The organism is Achromobacter sp. 1011811831, from assembly GCF_059760905.1.
On the sequence record NZ_JCBANG010000031.1, the window covers coordinates 1 to 17,855 of the forward strand.

Genomic DNA, 17,855 nt, shown 5'->3' on the forward strand with positions numbered 1-17,855 from the left:
GCCCCGGAATGACGGATAATTCCGCCTGTGCGCCGCCGCCCGCCGGGCGGCGGCTTTTCGCGGGCCTGTCGCCCGCGCCCGTAATCCGGAGTCAGCTATGCATCGCGGCATCGAGGCGATCGAACATTTCATGGAATCCATCGGCCTCGTCTGGCGGCCCGGCGCCACCGCAAGCGCGGAGCTGCGCGCCAGCTACCGCATCGGCAACACGCGCCCGCTGGGGATTGACTGCACGCTGGTGGAATTCCACTGCGACGCCAAGCGGCCGAAGATCTGGGTACCCGAGTTCTCGCGCACCAGTTTCCACCAGTGGTTCGAAGTGCCCTACCAGGATTTCGAGTTCACGCCCGGCGGCTCGATGCTGAAGATCAAGGCCGCCGCGCGCGGCAACGCGCCCCCGTACAGCGTGGGCCTCAAGCCGCTGGCCTGACGCCCGCGCGAGGGCGGCTACCGCCTACAGCTGCTTGTACATGATGGTGGTGCCGTCCAGCCGGTCCACGTCATGTGAATCGCGGCTGAATCCCGGGATGACGCCCACCGTCACATACCCCAGCGAAGCGTACAAGGGCTCGGCGCGGTCGCCGGTGCGCGTGTCCAGCGTGATCAGGCTGCGCCCGGCCGCCACGGCCAGCGCCTCGACCTTTCCCATCAAGGCCCGCGCGATGCCCTGGCGCCGGAAATCCGGATGCACCAGCAGCTTGCGCACCTCGGCGCGGTGCGGTTGATTGGGCGGGGTGTCGCAATCGAGCTGCACCGCGCCGGCCAGCCTGCCGTCCTGCCAGGCGGCCGCCAACAGCAGGCCGCCCCCGGCCACGCCGGGCAGCACCTTGTCGCGCCAGAACGCCAGCGCGTCCTCCGGGCTGTACGGCAGGACGAAGCTGACGCTGGCGCCCGCGTGCACGCTGGCGTGCAGCAGCTCCGCCAGTTCCGGCAGCAGGGTTTCGGTCTCGGCGGCCGAGAGCGTGGCCAGGCGCAGGGGGGCAAGATGGTCGGGCATGTAACACCTGTGGATGTTGCGGTTCAGACGATGAAAAGCAGGTAGCGCGCGCCGCTGTCCGGCGGCGTCTCGAAAAGGCTGGCTCCGGCCAGCTGGTAGCGCAGGCAGTCGCCCGGACGCAGCGCATGGCGGCGGCCGTCCACGGTGATGTGCAGCGCGCCCTCCAGCATCAGCAGATGGTGTTCCAGATTCGGGCGCGGCGGCTGCGGGTATTCGATGCGGGCGCCGGCGTCCAGCTCGCAAGCCAGCACTTCCCCGGCCAGCGCGGCCGCCGGCGGCGACACCGAGCGGCGCCGGAAGCCCGCGCTCGCGTCGACCCAGACCGGCTGCGCGCTTTCGGGCACCAGCGGCGCGAAATCGTCTTCCACCATCAACATCAGCCGCGACATGGTCAGCCCGTAGGCGGCGCACAGCCGCCCCAGCACGCTGGCCGTGGGGCTGACCTCGGCGTTTTCCAGGCGCGACAGCGTGGCGCGGCTGACGCCGGCCCGGCCGGCCAGCTCGTCCAGGGACCAGCCGCGTTCCTGGCGCAGGCCTTTCAGGCGCGAAGCGATGCGCATGTCCAGGCCTTGATCGAATTCGGGAGCATTTTCCATATTTGGGATTTTTTCTCAAATCAGAAATTCCGTCAAGCAGGCCGGCGTCCGCTCCCCGCGTCGGCCCCGACCCGTCGAATTGGGCACAATAGGGCCCATGTTCCTGGCTCGACACCTGATCATGCCGATTCTCTGCCTGGGCCTGCTGGCCGGCTGCGCCCTGCCCTCGCAGGAACAGCGCAGCCAGTCGCAGGCGCTCGATCCCGACGCGGCCGCCGCCACGCCGCTGGGCCGCGCCATCGCGCCCGCCGCCGCCAGCCACGCCGGCCTGTCCGGCATCCACCCGCTGGCCGATGCCCACGACGCCTTCGCCGCGCGCATGATGCTGGCCCGCGCCGCCGCGCGCAGCCTGGACGTGCAGTACTACATCTGGCGCGGCGACATGACGGGCGTGATGCTGCTCGAAGCGCTGCACGAGGCCGCAGACCGCGGCGTGCGCGTGCGCCTGCTGCTGGACGACAACGGCACCTCGGGCCTGGACCGCGAACTGGCCGCGCTGGACGGACATCCCAACATCGAAGTGCGGCTGTACAACCCCTTCGCGCTGCGCTGGCCCAAGACGCTGGGCTACCTGACCGACTTCAGCCGGCTCAACCGGCGCATGCACAACAAGTCCTTCACCGCCGACAACCAGGCCACCATCATCGGCGGCCGCAACGTCGGCGACGAGTACTTCGGCGCCGCCAACGGCGTGCTGTTCACCGACCTGGACGTGCTGGCCATCGGCGCGGCGGTGCAGGACGTGTCCGCCGATTTCGACCGCTATTGGGCCAGCGACTCGGCCTATCCGGTGGCGCGCCTGGTCAAGCCGGCCGAGGCGGGCGCGCTGGACGTGCTCAAGCGACGCGCCGACGACATGGAACGCTCGTCCGACGCCGCCGCCTATGCCGAGGCCATGCGCGCCCTGCCCTTCATCCGCCAGTTGCTCAAGGGCGAGCTGGAACTGGAATGGGCGCCCACGCGCATGGTCAGCGACGATCCGCGCAAGACCCTGGGCACCGCGCCGCCCGAGGCCATGCTGCCGCATCAGCTGCACGAGATCATCGGCAAGCCCGCCCAGTCGCTGGACCTGGTGTCGCCCTACTTCGTGCCCGGCGAATCCGGCACGCGCGCCTTCACCGACATGGCCCGCGCCGGCGTGCGGGTGCGGGTGCTGACCAACTCGCTGGAAGCCACCGACGTGGCGGCCGTGCACTCCGGCTACGCCAGGCGCCGCGCCGACCTGCTGGCGGGCGGGGTGGAACTGTTCGAGATGAAGCGCGCCGCCGGCGGCGGGCGCAACCGGAACCTGGGCCCGCTGGGCAGCTCCGGCTCCAGCCTGCACGCCAAGACCTTCGCGGTGGACGGCCAGCGCATCTTCGTCGGCTCGTTCAATTTCGATCCGCGCTCGGCCAGGCTCAACACCGAACTCGGCTTCATCATCGACAGTCCCAGGCTGGCCGGCCAGATATCGACGGCTTTCGCGCGCGACGTGCCCGCCACGGCCTATCGCGCGCTGCTGGACGAGTGCGGCAAGGTCTACTGGCTGGAACTGCGCGAGGACGGCCAGACCGTGCGCTACGACAGCGAACCCGGCGCCAGCGTCTGGCAGCGCCTGTCGGTCTGGTTCATCTCGCTGCTGCCGGTGGAGTCCTTGCTGTAGCCGCGCCACGGCGCGACGCAACAAGCGGAGCGCGGCCCCGCCCGCGCGGCGGCATACTGAGCATCATGAGCATGAACCTGGACCTTTTCGACGACGCCGCCCCCCAGCCCGCGCGCAGCGAATCCATCGGCCCGCGATCCGTGGTGCTGCGCGGCTACGCCCTGCCCGCCGCCGACGCCCTGCTCCAGTCCCTGGACGAAGTGATCCGGCAGTCGCCGTTCCGGCGCATGGAAACCCCGGGCGGCCATCTGATGTCCGTCGCGCTGAGCAATTGCGGCCGGCTGGGCTGGACCACGGACCGCGACGGCTACCGCTACACACCGGCCGACCCGCTGTCAGGCCAGCCCTGGCCCGACATGCCGCCGGCCTTCGCCGCCCTGGGGCGCGAGGCCGCCGCCGCGGCCGGCTTTGCCGGCTTCGAACCGGACGCCTGCCTGCTCAACCGCTACGAGCCCGGCACGCGCATGTCCTTGCACCAGGACCGCAACGAGCGCGATTTCAGCGCACCCATCGTGTCGGTGTCGCTGGGCATGCCGGCCATGTTCCTTTTCGGCGGCCTGGCGCGCTCGGACCCCGCCGCCCGCGTGCCGCTGTTTCACGGCGACGTGGTGGTCTGGGGCGGCGCGGACCGGCTGCGCTTCCACGGCGTGCTGCCGTTGAAAGACCGGCCGCATCCGCGCCTGGGCAGCCTGCGCCTGAACCTCACGCTGCGCAAGGCGGGTTGAGACGGCAGGCCCGATCCGGCCTGCCGGAACAAGGCGGGCGGAACCGGTTAGCATAGGCGCACGCTTTCCCTACACCCTCAAGAGAACAACGATATGCACGCGCTGGGCCGACTCGTCATCCTGGTCAACGACTACGACACCGCGATCGCCTTCTACCAGGACAAGCTGGGCATGGAGGTCTTCGTCGACACGGCGGTGGGCACGCAACGCTACGTGCATCTGCGCCTGCACGAACAACCCTCCGTGGGCGTGTGGCTGCTGCAGGCGCAAACGCAGGCCCAGCGCGACCGCGTCGGCGACCAGACGGGCGGACAGCCCGTGGGGGTGTTCTACACCAGCGACACGCGCCGCGACCACGCGCGCTTCGCCGCGCAGGGCGTGCGTTTCACGCGCGAGCCCGTCGAGGACGCCGTCGCGGTGTACGCGCATTTCATCGATCTGTACGGCAACGAATTCGTACTCGTGCAACTGAAGTGAGCCGCGCGGCTCACGCGAAGGAATCCGCCATGGACCTGCAGCTTGAAGGCAAACGCGTGCTCATCACAGGCGCATCCAAGGGCATCGGCCTGGCGGCGGCGCTGGCATTCGCCCGCGAGGGCGCCAGCCCCACGCTGGTCGGCCGCGACCCGGTCACGCTGCGCGCGGCCGCCGACGCCGTCTCCGCCCAGACCGGCATGCCCGCCGCCTGCGTGGCGCTGGACCTGGGACATGCCGACGCGCCCCGTGAACTGCTGAGCCAGGCCGGCCCCGTCGACATCCTGGTCAACAATGCCGGCGCCGTGCCCGGCGGCGCATTGGATCAGGTGGACGACGAACGCTGGCTCGCGGGCTGGGAGCTGAAGGTGCACGGCTATATCCGGCTGGCGCGCCTGTACTACCCGCTGATGCGCGAGGCCGGCGCCGGCGTGATCGCCAACGTGATCGGCATGGCCGGCTCGGCGCCGCGCGCCGACTATATCTGCGGCGCCGCGGCCAATGCCTCGCTGATCGCCTTCACCCGCGCGCTGGGTGGCGAGGCTCCGCGCCACGGCGTGCGCGTCTTCGGCCTGAATCCCTCGCGCACGCGCACCGACCGCGTGCTCACGCTGGCGCGCCAGCGCGCCCAGGCACGCTGGGGCGACGAATCGCGCTGGCAGGAAACGCTGTCGGGCCTGCCGTTCGGCCGCCTGATGGAACCCGGCGAAGTGGCCGACATGCTGGCGTTCTGCGCCTCGCCGCGCGCCGGCTACCTGAGCGGCACGGTCATCGACCTGGACGGCGGCGAGCAATACGCCGGTTGAACCCGGCGCGGCCCGGCCGCGACGGATCCGGGCTCAGCCCAGATGGTGGCCGGTCCAGTCAGCCAGCAGGCCGGGCAGGTCGCGCATGTCGGTGAAGACGCGCGCCACGCCCACCGAGCGCAGCGCGTCGGCGCCGCTGTGGCCCAGGCCGCCCGGACTGTAGCCGAACACCGTGGCGCCCGCCGCCACGCCGGCGGTGGCGCCGGTGACGGTGTCCTCGACCACCGCGCAGCGGCGCGGATCCGCGCCCAGCGACTCGGCCGCTGCCAGGTACACATCCGGGAAGGGCTTGCTGCGCGGCATTTCGTGACCGCTGAACACGCGGCCGTCGAAGCAGTCGGCGATGCCGACCTTTGCCAGCTGGAATTCGACCTTGCGGCGGTCGGCGCCGGACGCCACTGCGATGCGCCCGTCCAGGAGGCCGTGCAACGCGCGCACCGCGTCGGGCGCGCCGGGAATCTCGACCAGGTCGCGGTCCAGCGCCTGGTTGCGGCGCTCGCGGAATTCGGCCAGCCATTCTTCGCTGAGGCGCGCCCCGGTGCGCTCCTCGATCAGCGCCACTTCATCGCGAACCGCCTTTCCGGTAAAAATGCGCATGGTCTCTTCGGTGCTGATGGTCCAGCCCAGCTCGGTCAGCATGCCCGCCAGCACGCGGCTGGTGATGGGTTCGGAATCGACCAGCACGCCGTCGCAGTCGAACAGCACGGCGTCAAAAGGGAAGTCTGTCATTGCTTCGCGAAGGATACGGATGAACAAGGTGTCAAGCATACTGCACGACCACCCGCGCACTTATTTCCACGACCTGCTCGCTCCCGACGAACTGTCCGCCCTGCTGGAACGCGGCGACTCCTTCCATCTGGAACAAGTCGCCGATCCGGACGCCGTGGCGCTACGCATCCAGGAATACCTGCTGCGCCTGGGGCGCTCCAGCCGGGTGGAAGACCAACGCACATCTCTGATCGACGACCTTGCCAGCCTGCTGCCGTTCGGTCTGGGCATGCTGTTGCTGCTGCCCTTGCTGGGCAGGCAAGCCGACGCCATGCTGTCGCCGCGCACGGACGTGGTGATCGCCATCACCCGGCAGGCCCTGGCCGTGCGCTGCCGGCAGGCCACCGGGGATGCGTCCGCCTAGACCGCTTGCGGCGCGGTTTCGAAAGCGGCGCGCAGCGCGCCGCCCGCCAGCTCGAACAGATGCCGCGCCGCCGGCGTCAAGCCCAGCATGTGGATGCACGCATGGACCATGCCCGGCAGGCGATGGTCGCGCGCATCGACGCCGGCCTCGCGCAGTCGGCGCGCATAGGCTTCCCCCTCGTCGCGCAGCGGGTCGTACTCGCATACCAGCACGGTCGCTGGCGGCAGGCCCGTCAGATCCGACGCGCGCAACGGCGATGCATAAGGCGAGGCGCCGTCCTGCTCGTTGAGCAGGTAGGTGAACCAGCAGTAGCGCATCGTCTCTTCCGTCAGGAAGAAGTTTTGCCCATAGGCGCGGTACGAATCGGTGCTGAAGGAATAGTCCAGCACGGGATAGCACAGCAGCTGGTGCGCGATCCTGGGGCCGCCACGGTCGCGCGCCATGATGGCGGCCGCCGCCGCCAGGTTGCCGCCGGCGCTGTCGCCGCCCACCGCGATGCGCGCCGGGTCCACGCCCAGCATGCTGGCCTGCTCGCTGACCCAGCGCAGCGCGCAATAGAAGTCCTCGACCGGCACCGGGAACTTGTGTTCCGGCGCCAGCCGGTAGTCCACGGACAGCACCATGCAACCGGTGGCATTGGCCAGCGCGCGGCAGGGGTTGTCATAGAGCTCCAGCGAGCACAGGAACCAGCCGCCGCCATGCGCATATACCAGCGCCGGCAGCACGGCGCCGGGCGGCGCGCCCGCCGGCGTGTAGGCGCGCACGCGCAGGGGCGCGCCGTCGTGGCCCGACGCCAGGTAGGTGCGCACGTCCGCCACGTCTTCCAGCGGGCCGTGCAGCGCGCCCAGGCTGGTCTCGGTGGCCGCGCGCATTTCCGCCAGGGACATGGGCGTGGCTGCCGAGGACAGCCGCGCCAGATAGGCATCGATCTTCGGATCCAGCGCCATGCTCAGCCCTCCCGCGACAGAAACGGCAACAGCTGCGCCAGGAACTCGTCCGGGCATTCTTCCGTGACGAAGTGGCCGCAGTCGGGAATGATGGCGCCGCGCACATCCACCGCGTTCTCGCGCATGGTGATCAGCGGCGCGTCGCGGGTGGCATGCTCGGCGCCGATGGCCAGCACCGGCATGGCCAGCTTGCGCCGGGCGCGCTCGACGTTCTGCCGCACCGTTTCCGGAATCGCCCGGTAGTACGAGAAGCCCGCGCGCAGTCCGCCCGGCGCCGCGTAGGCGTCGATATAGACCTGCGCCGCCACGCGGTCGCGGCGGTGCGACCACTTGTCGAACATATAGGTCAGATAGGCTTGCTCGCGGCCGGCGATCAGCGCTTCCGGCAGGTCGGGCAGCCGGTTGAACATGAAGTGCCACAGGAAAATGTTCTGGTCCGGCGGCGCGAAGATCGTGGGTTCGGGCGCCAGGCCCGGGATCACCGCCTCGGTCAGCGCCAGCCGCGAGACGGCGTCCGGAAAGTCGCTGGCCAGCGCATAGGCCACCCACATGCCGATATCGTGGCCCACGACCTGATAGCGCGCATGGCCCAGCTGCCGCATCAGCTGATGCAGCGTGGCCGCCACGGCGCCCGTGTCATAGCCGGCGGCAGGACGGTCCGAATCGCCCGTGCCCGGCGGGTCCACGGCGATGGCCATGTAGCCCTGCTCCGCCAGCGCGCGCATGACGTGGCGCCAGGTGAACCACGTTTGCGGCCAGCCGGGCAACAGCAGCACCGGCGCGCCGTCGCCGGCGATGGCGCAATGCAGCCGCGCGCCGTTCACCATCACGTAGCGATGGGCGAACTCCGCGCCGGCGGAGGGGATGTCTTGATGGAGTTTCGTCATGGTCTGTGTTCCTGTCCGCTCAGGCGATGCCCAGCAGCGCGTTGATCTGGGCCTGGCTGATGGCGGCGCCGGCGAAATCGTCGAACACCTTGTCCGTGACCGGAATGATGTGTTGCTTGATGAACGCCGCGCCTTCACGCGCGCCGGCCTCCTGGTCCTTCAGGCAGCATTCCCACTCCAGCGCGGCCCAGCCTCGATAGCCGTGCTGCGCGAGCTTGGAGAAGATGGCCTTGAAATCCACCTGGCCGTCGCCCAGCGAGCGGAAGCGGCCGGCGCGGTCGACCCAGGATTGATAGCCGCCATAGATGCCCTGGCGTCCGGTGGGATTGAACTCGGCGTCCTTCACATGGAACATGCGGATGTGGTCCTTGTAGATGTCCAGGTAGTCCAGGTAGTTGAGCTGCTGCAGCACGAAATGGCTGGGATCGAACAGGATGCCGCAGCGCGCGTGCCCGGCCACGCGCTCGTGGAACATCTCGAAGCTGATGCCGTCGTGCAGGTCTTCGCTGGGATGGATTTCGAAGCACAGATTCACGTCCTGCTCGTCGCAGGCATCCAGCACCGGCAGCCAGCGCCGCGCCAGTTCGTCGAACGCGGTCTCGATCAATCCCTCCGGCCGCTGCGGGAATGGGAACAGGTAGGGCCAGGCGAAGGAGCCCGAGAACGTGCCCATCTCGGTCAGGCCCAGCCGGCGCGACGCGCGCGCCGCCAGCAACAGGTTGCGCCTGGCCCATTCGGTGCGCGCCGCCGGATTGCCGCGGACCTGGGCCGGCGCGAAGTTGTCGAACATCGCGTCGTAGGCCGGATGCACGGCCAGCAGCTGGCCGAAGATATGCGTGGTCAGTTCGCTGATGACCAGGCCGTGGCCGGCCAGCATGCCGGTGATCTCGTCGCAATAGTCCTGGCTGGACGCGGCCAGTTCCACGTCGAAAAAGCGCTGGTCCCAGGCCGGCACCTGCAGGGCCTTGAAGCCCAGGCCCGCCGCCCATTCGGCGACGGCGGGCAGGCTGTTGAACGGCGCGTCGGCGCCGCTGAATTGCGCGAGATGGATGCTGGGGCCTTTGAGAGCTTGCATGATGAATCTACCTTTGGCTCGCCGTCACCCGGCTCGCCCTAATTGTTTGTCGAACGACAAAGAATAGACGAAAATTGATCCGCGACGCAAGCGCGCCGAAATCGGCCATGCCGCCGGACGCGGCGGTACACTGCGTGGAATTTCAATCAGGACGAAAGCGCGATGGCAGGCAGACCCAGGGAATTCGACCGCGATCTCGCGCTGCAGCAGGCGATGCTCGCCTTCTGGCAGCACGGCTATGAAGGCACTTCCATGGCCGACCTGGTCGCGGCCACCGGGCTCGCGTCGGCGCGGCTGTACGCGGCGTTCGGATCCAAGGAAGACCTGTTCCGCGAAGCCGTGGCGCGCTATGAGGAAGGCGATGGCGCCTTTGCCGAAAAGGCGCTGCAGGCAGGCGACGTGCGCAGCGCGGTCGAGCACATGCTGCGCGATGCCGTGCTGACCTATACGCGGCGCGGCCGTCCCCAGGGTTGCATGGTGGTGTCCGCCGCGACCAACTACGCGGCGGCCAACGAGCCGGTGATGAGCTGGCTGGCAACGCATCGCAAGGCGCGCACGCAGTCCATCGTCGACCGCATCGCCGCCGCCGCGCAGGACGGCGAGCTCGCTCCCGGGACGGACATACAGGCCCTGGGCGATTACTACGCCGCCGTGTTGCACGGCCTGTCGGTGCAAGCGCGCGATGGCGTGGGCAAGGCCAGGCTGCTCGCCCTGATCGGGCCCGCCCTCGCGCCGCTGGACGCCGTATTGCGCTAGCAGCAGTGTTGCCGCGCCGTCATGGCTGGGCGCTCCGGCCCCGGCCTGGGCGTCATGCCCACCGGCGCCCCGACCGACGGGCGCGACCGGCGCGGCTCTCGGACCCGTCCTAGTCATCCATCGGCATGTGCGCCTGTGCGGTACGCAATTCCTGCAGGTGCCGCTCGGCCTCTTCCTTCTCGGCCCCCGGCGGCAGCGGCCGCCAGCCGACCATGTTCCCCGGCGTGCGGGTCGGCAGCCAGCCCAGCACGCTGTACAACGTCACGGCGACCAGCCCCGTGTCATACCGCGCTTCGTAGTATCCCTGTCGTTCCGGCGCGGTATCGCCTGACATCCAATTGCCTTGAGACATCCGTGTCTCCTCCCGCTTCAAGCCTATCGTGCCTGCGCCGCGGCCCGCGAGCCGCGGCGGGGCATGGTCCGATGGTATCGCTCGGTCCAGGCCCCGCCACTGCAAGATGCGCCTGCTTTGCAATTCTTGACAGAGGGGAATCCCCTAGTGCCTACATTTTCGGGCCGGATTGCTAAAGCCCGACCGCAGGCGCTAGGATTCGACAAGGATTCTTACAAAGCGCGGGGAGGCTCTGCCCCAAAGACCTTGGGCAATCTGGGCATACCGACAATGCTGAAAGCAATCCTCTCGCTCTACCAGAAAGATCGACTGGCCTTGCTCGCGAGCGCCAACGCCCTGCGCGCCATCCGCGAAGGGCTGCTGTGGACCCTGCCCTGCCTGCTCGTGTCGGCGCTGTTCCTGGTCCTGTCCGTGCTGGCGCGCCAGGCCGGCCTGCCCGAACCCGCCACCGAACTGCTGACCTCGGTCCACCAGAAGCTCACCGGCATCATGCCCATGCTGGTGGCCGCGGCCATCGGCTACATGCTGTCGATCCGGCATCGCGTGCCGCACCTGCCCACCGCCTTCCTGTGCCTGTCCTACGTAGCCGTGGCCGAAACGCTGCTGGCCGCCCATCCGCTGGCGGCCTCCACGCTGACGCTGTTCGTGGCCATCATCTTGCCGCTTGCCGCGGTGCCGCTGCTGTCCTGGCTGCACCGGTTCCGCTGGACGCGGCTCGCGCCCGATGGCCTCACCGGCGAGAATGTGCGCGAGACGCTGAACATGGTCGTGCCCGGCATCCTCACCGCGGCAGTACTCATCGGCGCGCTGTCCGCCCTGCTCAGCATTCCGGGCGTGGCGCAGTTCAGCATTCCCGTCAGCCTGACCTCGCTGCAGAACCCCTATGCCACCGGCGCGCTGATCTCGGCGCTGAACTCGCTGCTCTGGTTCTTTGGCATACACGGCTACCACGCGCTGGCGCCGATCATGGACGTGCTGGACGAGGCTGCCTACCTGAACGCCGCCATCAACGCCGCCGGCTACGAAGGCGTGTACGCGCTGAACAGCAGCCTGATGGGCGCGTTCACCTTCATCGGCGGCGCCGGCGCGACGCTGTCGCTGGCCGTTTCCATCCTGTTTTTCTCGCGCACGGAATCGCTGCGCATGCTGGCCGTCGCCAGTATCCCGGCCTCGCTCCTGAACGTGAACGAGATCCTGCTGTTCGGCCTGCCCCTGATCCTCAACCCCCGGCTGCTGATCCCCTTCATGCTGGCGCCGGTCTGCAATACGCTGATCGCGCTGGCGGTGGTGCAGATGGACTGGCTGCCGCCCGCCGCCGTGACCTTGCCGCTGACCTCTCCCGTGCTGGTCAATGCCTACCTGAGCACCGGCGGCCACCTGGGCGGCATCGTGCTGCAACTGGGACTGCTGGCGCTGGGCGTATGCCTGTACACGCCCTTCGTGCTGGCGCTGGAGCGCCGGCAGCTGGCCGACGCCACCGTGTATTTCAAATCGCTGGACACCACCTTCCCGCGCCTGCAGGACGAATCGCTGCTCTACGTGCATGATCCGCTGATCAACACGTACGCGGACCGCGCGCGCCGCAGCGCCGAGATCACCCGTATCCGCGCCATCAGCGAATATGACTTCTATCTGGAATACCAGCCCCAGGTCTCGCTGCGCAGCGGACGCTGCACCGGCTGCGAAGCGCTGTTGCGCGCCACCGGCCCCGAAGGCCGGCAACAGGCGCCGCTGGAGTTCCTGCGCGGCCTGGCCCAGGCCGGCCTGATGCGCGACGTCGACCTCTGGGTGGCCCGGCAGGCGGTGGTACAGTGCCAGAGCTGGCGCGCGCAGGGCTTCGCGCTGCCCATGACGATCAACGTCACCAGCGGCACGCTGACGTCCGCCATCCATCTGGAAAAGCTGATCGGCGTCCTGGCGCAAGCCGACGGGCAGGTATCGGTGGAATTGACCGAGGATGCGCTGGTCGAGGATGCCGCGGCGCTGCATGTCGCCTTCGACCGCCTGCGCGACATCGGCTCGCGCATCTACATCGATGATTTCGGCACCGGCTACTCGGCCCTCAGCTACCTGCACCAGTTCCGCATCGACGCGGTCAAGATCGACCGCAGCTTCGTGCAGGCGCAGAGCAGCGAGCGCGGCGCGCTGGTCATGAGCGGCCTGCTGCGATTCTGCGAGGCGCTGAACCTGCAGATCGTGGTGGAGGGCGTGGAGACTGACAAGGAAATTTCGGCGCTCGAATCGAGCGCCGAAATCATTGTGCAAGGCTGGTACTTCAGCAAGGCGCTGCCCGGCCCCGGGCTGATGGACTACGCGCGGCGGCGCGAGGCCGCCAACAGCGCGCTTACTTGATGCCGATGAAGGGCAGCGCCGCGCCCGGCACCTGCGTGGTGGGCAACACGCCATCCCATTTCTCGACGGCGTTCAGGCTGACCAGATTGGTGTTGGCGGCCAGGGCCTCGGCCTTGGCGCGGATCGCCGCGGCCTCGGCCTCGCCGCGCAGGCGGATGCCGTCGGCCTCGGCGGTGAATTGCTGGCGCCGCGCGTCGGCCTCGGCCTTGGCCTTGACCACCTGGATCTCGGCGTTGATGACGGCCGTTTCCTTCTGCTGGCGCGTGGTTTCGATCTGCACCTGGGCCAGCATGCGCTGCTCGATCGAATGCTCGTAGGCCTTGGAGAAGCCGACTTCCTCGATCTGCACGCCCACCACCTGCACCGGCGCGCCGTCCATGGCGTCCACCACGGCGGTGTTCACGTCCAGGCCCAGCTTCTGGCGTTCCTGGATGGCGCGCACGGCGGTGAAGCGACCGAACACGTTCTTGACCGCGTCGGGCGTCTTGCGCTCCAGCACGCGTCCCTGCAGATTGTTGATGGTGCCGTACTCGGAATAGAGTTCCGCCACGCGCTCGGCAGGCACGCGGTACGTGACCGACACGCGCAGCGTCGCGGGCTGCTGGTCGTAGCTGTAGGCTTCCAGGTTCTCGAACACGAAGGTATGGTCGCGCACCGACACCACCGACACGTTGTCGATGAAGGGCGTCTTGAAATCCAGGCCGGGCTCGGCCACGCGCACCAGCTTGCCGTTGCGCAGCACCACGCCGCGCTCGCCCTGGTCCACCTGGAACCATGAGCCGAAGGCCAGGAACAGGATCAGCACGAACAACAGTCCGGTGCCGATGGCCACTGCCAGGCTGCGCGGCTTGGCCGCCTTGACGATCTGCAGATCCGCAGGCTTCATTTCAATCCCTCTCTTTCTTGGAACGTTTGCGGTCGGAAAGGACCGCGGCGATGCCCCGCGCGAGCAGGTAGGCGACTACGGCGGCCCCTACCAGGATCAGGAAATACCTCATCGTGCGTCCTCCCGGAAAAAAGCAAGGCATTCTAGCCTGCTCATCCGCCAAAACGGGCCGGGACGTTGCAAGGACACGGATTGTCGCCATTTTTACGAGTAATCCGAGACGAGCTGTGGCATGGTTGGCCGCGCGGCGCTACGCTGAGCGCAGCATGTCACCCCAAAGGACCACCGCCATGTTCCGTTCCACCTCTTTGTCCTGTGCCATATTGGCCGCCGCCTTGGCGCTCGCCGCCCCGGCGCATGCCGCGCCTCCCGAAGGCAAGGGCAAGCCCGATCACGCCGGACAGGGTCACGGCAAGAACAAGGACAACCGCGATTCGAACGGCTCGGTCAGCGTCACGCTGAGCACGGCGGGCATCAGCATCTCCACGGCGCGCGGCTACGCCGTGCAGGCAGGCGCGACCGGCTACGGTTCGCTGCCGCCCGGCATCCGCAAGAACCTGGCTCGCGGCAAGCCGATGCCTCCCGGCATCGCCAAGAAAATGGTGCCGGGCGCCATGCTGGCGCGCCTGCCCGTGCACCCCGGCTATGAATGGCGCGTAGCCGGCAGCGACCTGATTCTGGTGGCCATCGCCACCTCGGTGGTCGCCGACGTGCTGTCCGGCGTGTTCGACTGAGCGGCCTCAGGCCGGCGCCAGGCCGAAGCGCTCGCGCAACGCCTGCGCCACGGCGCCGTCGTCCAGCTCGGACTCGACCGTGCCGGTCTCGTCGACCAGCTTGAGCGTGTTGCCGACCAGGATCGCGCGGCCACGCTCACTGTGCAGCACCACCACGCGCTTCTGCACGAAGATCGCGTCGGGATGGTTCGAATTCAGGTAGTTCGCGGGCGCGAAATCGATCCATTCCTGCGGCGACAGGTCGAAACCGTACTGGTTCTGCCAGCCGCCGTCGCGCCAGGCCTTGAGCACGTAGGCCCCGTCCGCCTCGCGGCTCAACATGAAGCGGTCCATGTCCTGGCGGATGTCGGTGTCCAACGCCGCCAGGCTCATGGGCGCGCGGATGCCGTAGCTGCCGAAGCCCAGGTCGCACAGCCAGTCCTGGCCGTCCAGCCGCAGCACCAGCGCCATGTGGGTGCGGGGACGACGGGCGGGATAGAACATCGGCCGGGCCGACACATAGCGGTGCGGCACGCCCAGCGCCTGCATGGCCATGCAGAACAGGCCGTTGACCTCGTAGCAGTAGCCGCCCCTGCCGCGCGCCAGGATCTTGTCGGCGATGTCCTCCGGCGCCAGCGACACGCCCAGCCCGGCCTGCACGTCCAGATTCTCGAACGGCACGGTGTACAGCTGGCGCCGCATCAGTTCGGACACCGTGGCAAGGTCGGCGCGGGCTGGACCGGCGTAGCCGATGCGGTCGAAGTAGCGGGTCAGGGAAAAATTGTCTGCGTGCATGGCGAGGAAGTTCCTGAAAAGGGTTGCGCGAACTGCATGATGCGCCGTTGCCATGCGCCCGGGCGCGACAGTCCGCGCGTGGGCTATGCTGCACAGATCATTCATTTTCGGATCTGTCATGCAGCACAGTTATGCCGTACTGGCCGACCAGATCAAGGCCGCCATCCGCGCCCACGAGTACCGCGTGGGCGGCCGCCTGCCCTCCGTGCGCGAGCTGGCCGCCGCGCAAAGCGTCAGCGTCTCCACCGCCACGCGCTGCTACCGTCAGCTTGAACACGAGGGCTATGCGCAGGCGCGCTACAAGTCCGGCATGTACGTCGCGGACTGGAAGGCGCTGCGGCAGGCGCGCGCCGCGCCCGAGGCCGCGCCGCCGCCCGCGCCCACCGGCGTCGAGTACGACATGCTGGCCTCGCTGCAGCACCGCATGACCCAGCTCTACGCGCTGACGGCCCAGCCGCTGCCGCTGGCCCTGCACCTGGCCAGCGCCGCGCCCGAGTGGTATCCCTGCGAGACCCTGGCGCGCATCGCGCAGCGCCTGCTGCGCGTGGATCCGCGGCTGCTGGGCGCCTATCCGTCCGGCACCGGCCTGCCCGCGTTCAAGCATGAAGTGCTGCGCCATCTGGCAGCCTGCGGCATCGACGCGGATCCGCGGGACCTGCTCGTCACCAACGGCGCCACCGAGGCCATGCAGATCGCGCTGCGGGCCGTGGCCCGGCCCGGCGATACCGTCATCGTCGAATCGCCCGTGTACTTCGGCCTGCTCCAGGCCATCGAACACCTGGGCCTGCGCGCGCTGGAAGTCCCTTGCGTGCCCGGCCAGGGAATGAGCCTGGAAGCCCTGGAATATGCGCTGGAACATCACGGCGGCGTGCGCGCCGTGGTGGCCATGCCGTCGTTCCAGAATCCGCTGGGGGCCTGCATGCCCGAGGCGGCCAAGCGCCGCCTGCTGAAGATCGTGCAGCGCCACGGCATCGCCTTGATTGAGGACGACGTCTTCGGCGACCTGGGCAGCGCGGCGGAACGGCCGCCGGCCGTGAAGGCCTGGGACCGCGACGGCCAGGTCATCTATTGCGGATCGTGCAGCAAGAGCATGGCGCCGGGCTTTCGCCTGGGTTGGGTGCTGGGCGGACGCCACCAGCGCCAGCTGGAATCCCTGAAGATCGGCAGCTCGCTGGCCGCGCCGCTGCTGGAACAACAGGTGTTGGCCGACTACATGAAGTCGGGCCGCCTGCCGGCGCACCTGCGCCGGCTGCGGACGCAGCTGGCGCAGGCCGCCGCCTCGGCGCGCGCCTGTGCGCAACGGCATTTTCCCCAGGGCACGCGGGTGCTGGGTCCCGAAGGCGGCTGGTGGCTGTGGCTGGAACTGCCCGAGCCGGCCGACACCCTGGCGCTGCTGCGCGACGCGGTGTCACAAGGCATCGCCTACACGCCCGGCGCCCTGTTCTCGGCCGCGGGCAAGCACGGTCATTGCCTGCGCCTGAACGTCGCGCGGCCCTGGTCCGCCGAGATGGCGGCAGGGCTGGAACGGCTGGGCCAGGCCGCGCGGCTGGCGGCGACCCGAAACCAGGCCGCCCCCGCGCGTCGCGCCTAGAAGCGATGCCGGATACCCATGGCCACGGCGGTGTCCGTCACGTCGCGACGGAACGAGAAATTGTCCGCGTAGGCGACATAGGCGTACAGGTTGGTGCGCTTGGTGAAGTCATAGGTATAGGCGGCGCTGACCACCTGCGTGTTCGCATCGTCGCCGGTCAGGGCGCTGCCGTTGGGGCGGGCCATCTGCCATGACACCATCAGCTTGCTCTTGCCCAGCGGCACGGTCGCGTTGACCGTATACGAATCAGCGCGAAAACCGTGGGCCAGCTTGAACGTATCGGCGTTGCGGTAGCCCTTGGTGTCGGGCGACACGCCCATCGTCGCGCCTTGCAGCCAGCCGCCGCGGGTCTGTCCGATGGCAGCGCCCAGCTTCACGACCTCGAAATCGTAGGCGCCGCCGATGATGGTTTCCTGGATGCGCGTGGGCGATTTCCCGCCTTCCGCGGCATTGGTCGGATTGAAGCGATCATAGGTGGCGACCAGCGCGAGCGGGCCGTTGGCGTAGCGCAGGCCGGTGGTCAGCGCGCGATTGTTGTCGCCGGTGGCGAAGCCCGTCTTCTGGCCCGTGGCCGGCGCACGGGTGTCGTCGGCATTGAACGAATAGCCCACGCCGAACTGGAAGCCCGACCAATCCGGCGATTGGTACAGCACCAGGTTGTCATAGCGCAGGGTGTTCGTCGCGCTGAACGTGGTGCCCATGTTGGCCAGGTTGAACGAGCCGCTGAACGGATCGATCGGACCGCTGAAGTACTTGGACGCCAGGTTGGCCTGGCGGCCGAATTCGAGTTGTCCCCAGCTGTCGTCCGCCAGGCCCACGGTGGCCTGGCGCCCGAACAGGCGGCCGCTCTGGCCGGACTTGCCGTTCAGGGGCGTGATGCCGCCTTCCAGGGTGAAGATCGCGCGCAGGCCATCGCCCAGGTCCTCGGCGCCGCGCAGGCCGAAACGCGAGCCGCTGTTCACGCCCTGCACGGTGCCTATGCGGTTTTGCTTGAAGCCGGGCGCGCGCACGCGCTCATAACCCAGGCCCATGTCGAGCAAGCCGTACAGCGTGACGCTCGTGTCGGCGGCCAGCGCGGATCCGGCCAGGCCCGCCCCGATGGCGGCGAAAGCGATTTTCTTCATCATGG

At 68.7% G+C, this 17,855-nt stretch carries 20 protein-coding genes; 10 read left to right on the forward strand and 10 right to left on the reverse strand.

Annotation, left to right across the window (positions count from 1 at the left end; all coding sequences use genetic code 11):
• The first annotated feature begins 97 nt into the window (after window positions 1-97).
• Window positions 98-430: a hypothetical protein gene (locus tag AC6LJ9_RS13860; RefSeq protein ID WP_212316120.1), complete on the forward strand. Its 333-nt coding sequence runs from the start codon at window positions 98-100 to the stop codon at window positions 428-430.
• A 24-nt stretch (window positions 431-454) separates the two neighbouring features.
• Here the strand turns inward: AC6LJ9_RS13860 and AC6LJ9_RS13865 are convergent, their stop codons facing one another.
• Both AC6LJ9_RS13865 and AC6LJ9_RS13870 read right to left on the reverse strand, forming a co-directional pair.
• Window positions 455-997, reverse strand: coding sequence for a GNAT family N-acetyltransferase (locus AC6LJ9_RS13865; RefSeq protein ID WP_498147996.1), 543 nt, complete (start codon window positions 995-997; stop codon window positions 455-457).
• Window positions 998-1,020: 23 nt separating this feature from the next.
• Complete coding sequence (locus AC6LJ9_RS13870) at window positions 1,021-1,593, reverse strand: helix-turn-helix domain-containing protein (protein ID WP_498147997.1); 573 nt, start codon at window positions 1,591-1,593, stop codon at window positions 1,021-1,023.
• 97 nt (window positions 1,594-1,690) lie between these two features.
• Here AC6LJ9_RS13870 and AC6LJ9_RS13875 point away from each other — a divergent pair, with 97 nt between their 5' ends.
• The 4 genes from AC6LJ9_RS13875 to AC6LJ9_RS13890 all read left to right on the forward strand — a co-directional run bounded on the left by AC6LJ9_RS13875 (window position 1,691) and on the right by AC6LJ9_RS13890 (window position 5,240).
• The gene (locus tag AC6LJ9_RS13875) at window positions 1,691-3,235 is read left to right on the forward strand and encodes a phospholipase D family protein (protein ID WP_498147998.1); all 1,545 of its coding nucleotides are present in this window, start codon (window positions 1,691-1,693) and stop codon (window positions 3,233-3,235) included.
• A gap of 71 nt (window positions 3,236-3,306) precedes the next feature.
• The gene (gene alkB, locus AC6LJ9_RS13880; RefSeq protein ID WP_498147999.1) at window positions 3,307-3,960 is read left to right on the forward strand and encodes a DNA oxidative demethylase AlkB; all 654 of its coding nucleotides are present in this window, start codon (window positions 3,307-3,309) and stop codon (window positions 3,958-3,960) included.
• Between the two features lie 93 nt (window positions 3,961-4,053).
• On the forward strand, window positions 4,054-4,437 hold the full coding sequence (locus tag AC6LJ9_RS13885) for a VOC family protein (RefSeq protein WP_498148000.1): 384 nt from the start codon (window positions 4,054-4,056) through the stop codon (window positions 4,435-4,437).
• Window positions 4,438-4,466: 29 nt separating this feature from the next.
• Window positions 4,467-5,240, forward strand: coding sequence for an SDR family oxidoreductase (locus AC6LJ9_RS13890; protein ID WP_498148001.1), 774 nt, complete (start codon window positions 4,467-4,469; stop codon window positions 5,238-5,240).
• 33 nt (window positions 5,241-5,273) lie between these two features.
• On the opposite strand, the gene AC6LJ9_RS13895 is transcribed toward AC6LJ9_RS13890, so the two are convergent.
• Window positions 5,274-5,969, reverse strand: a complete 696-nt coding sequence (locus tag AC6LJ9_RS13895) for an HAD family hydrolase (RefSeq protein ID WP_498148002.1) — start codon at window positions 5,967-5,969, stop codon at window positions 5,274-5,276.
• A 19-nt stretch (window positions 5,970-5,988) separates the two neighbouring features.
• On the opposite strand from AC6LJ9_RS13895, the gene AC6LJ9_RS13900 reads away from it, so the two are divergent.
• Window positions 5,989-6,372 (forward strand): hypothetical protein, encoded by a 384-nt coding sequence (locus tag AC6LJ9_RS13900; protein WP_498148003.1) that lies wholly within the window; start codon window positions 5,989-5,991, stop codon window positions 6,370-6,372.
• Here the strand turns inward: AC6LJ9_RS13900 and lipP1 are convergent.
• From lipP1 to AC6LJ9_RS13915, 3 genes are read right to left on the reverse strand one after another with little or no spacing between them, the layout of a single operon-like run.
• On the reverse strand, window positions 6,369-7,319 hold the full coding sequence (lipP1, locus tag AC6LJ9_RS13905; RefSeq protein ID WP_498148004.1) for a LipP1 family hormone-sensitive lipase: 951 nt from the start codon (window positions 7,317-7,319) through the stop codon (window positions 6,369-6,371). The two genes, AC6LJ9_RS13900 and lipP1, sit on opposite strands and share 4 nt — an antisense overlap.
• A gap of 2 nt (window positions 7,320-7,321) precedes the next feature.
• Entirely contained in the window at window positions 7,322-8,206 is an 885-nt protein-coding gene (locus AC6LJ9_RS13910; RefSeq protein WP_498148005.1) for an alpha/beta fold hydrolase, read from the reverse strand.
• 19 nt (window positions 8,207-8,225) lie between these two features.
• Window positions 8,226-9,281, reverse strand: coding sequence for a sugar phosphate isomerase/epimerase family protein (locus tag AC6LJ9_RS13915; RefSeq protein ID WP_498148006.1), 1,056 nt, complete (start codon window positions 9,279-9,281; stop codon window positions 8,226-8,228).
• A 162-nt stretch (window positions 9,282-9,443) separates the two neighbouring features.
• Between AC6LJ9_RS13915 and AC6LJ9_RS13920 the strand changes: the two genes are divergently transcribed.
• Entirely contained in the window at window positions 9,444-10,037 is a 594-nt protein-coding gene (locus tag AC6LJ9_RS13920; RefSeq protein WP_212316144.1) for a TetR/AcrR family transcriptional regulator, read from the forward strand.
• Window positions 10,038-10,146: 109 nt separating this feature from the next.
• On the opposite strand, the gene AC6LJ9_RS13925 is transcribed toward AC6LJ9_RS13920, so the two are convergent.
• Window positions 10,147-10,389, reverse strand: coding sequence for a hypothetical protein (locus AC6LJ9_RS13925; protein ID WP_212316146.1), 243 nt, complete (start codon window positions 10,387-10,389; stop codon window positions 10,147-10,149).
• A 270-nt stretch (window positions 10,390-10,659) separates the two neighbouring features.
• On the opposite strand from AC6LJ9_RS13925, the gene AC6LJ9_RS13930 reads away from it, so the two are divergent.
• Window positions 10,660-12,741 carry a PTS sugar transporter subunit IIC/EAL domain-containing protein gene (locus tag AC6LJ9_RS13930; protein ID WP_498148007.1) on the forward strand — a complete coding sequence of 694 codons (2,082 nt, stop codon included), beginning with the start codon at window positions 10,660-10,662 and terminating at the stop codon, window positions 12,739-12,741.
• On the opposite strand, the gene AC6LJ9_RS13935 is transcribed toward AC6LJ9_RS13930, so the two are convergent.
• Window positions 12,734-13,627 carry a prohibitin family protein gene (locus AC6LJ9_RS13935; protein WP_498148008.1) on the reverse strand — a complete coding sequence of 298 codons (894 nt, stop codon included), beginning with the start codon at window positions 13,625-13,627 and terminating at the stop codon, window positions 12,734-12,736. The genes AC6LJ9_RS13930 and AC6LJ9_RS13935 overlap by 8 nt on opposite strands.
• A 266-nt stretch (window positions 13,628-13,893) precedes the next feature.
• On the opposite strand from AC6LJ9_RS13935, the gene AC6LJ9_RS13940 reads away from it, so the two are divergent.
• Window positions 13,894-14,361 carry an anti-virulence regulator CigR family protein gene (locus tag AC6LJ9_RS13940; RefSeq protein ID WP_498148009.1) on the forward strand — a complete coding sequence of 156 codons (468 nt, stop codon included), beginning with the start codon at window positions 13,894-13,896 and terminating at the stop codon, window positions 14,359-14,361.
• Between the two features lie 6 nt (window positions 14,362-14,367).
• Here the strand turns inward: AC6LJ9_RS13940 and AC6LJ9_RS13945 are convergent, their stop codons facing one another.
• Window positions 14,368-15,135 (reverse strand): arylamine N-acetyltransferase family protein, encoded by a 768-nt coding sequence (locus AC6LJ9_RS13945; RefSeq protein ID WP_498148010.1) that lies wholly within the window; start codon window positions 15,133-15,135, stop codon window positions 14,368-14,370.
• 118 nt (window positions 15,136-15,253) lie between these two features.
• Between AC6LJ9_RS13945 and AC6LJ9_RS13950 the strand changes: the two genes are divergently transcribed.
• Window positions 15,254-16,726 (forward strand): aminotransferase-like domain-containing protein, encoded by a 1,473-nt coding sequence (locus AC6LJ9_RS13950; RefSeq protein ID WP_498148011.1) that lies wholly within the window; start codon window positions 15,254-15,256, stop codon window positions 16,724-16,726.
• On the opposite strand, the gene AC6LJ9_RS13955 is transcribed toward AC6LJ9_RS13950, so the two are convergent.
• Window positions 16,723-17,853, reverse strand: a complete 1,131-nt coding sequence (locus AC6LJ9_RS13955) for a porin (protein ID WP_498148012.1) — start codon at window positions 17,851-17,853, stop codon at window positions 16,723-16,725. The two genes, AC6LJ9_RS13950 and AC6LJ9_RS13955, sit on opposite strands and share 4 nt — an antisense overlap.
• Between the last annotated feature and the right edge of the window lie 2 nt (window positions 17,854-17,855).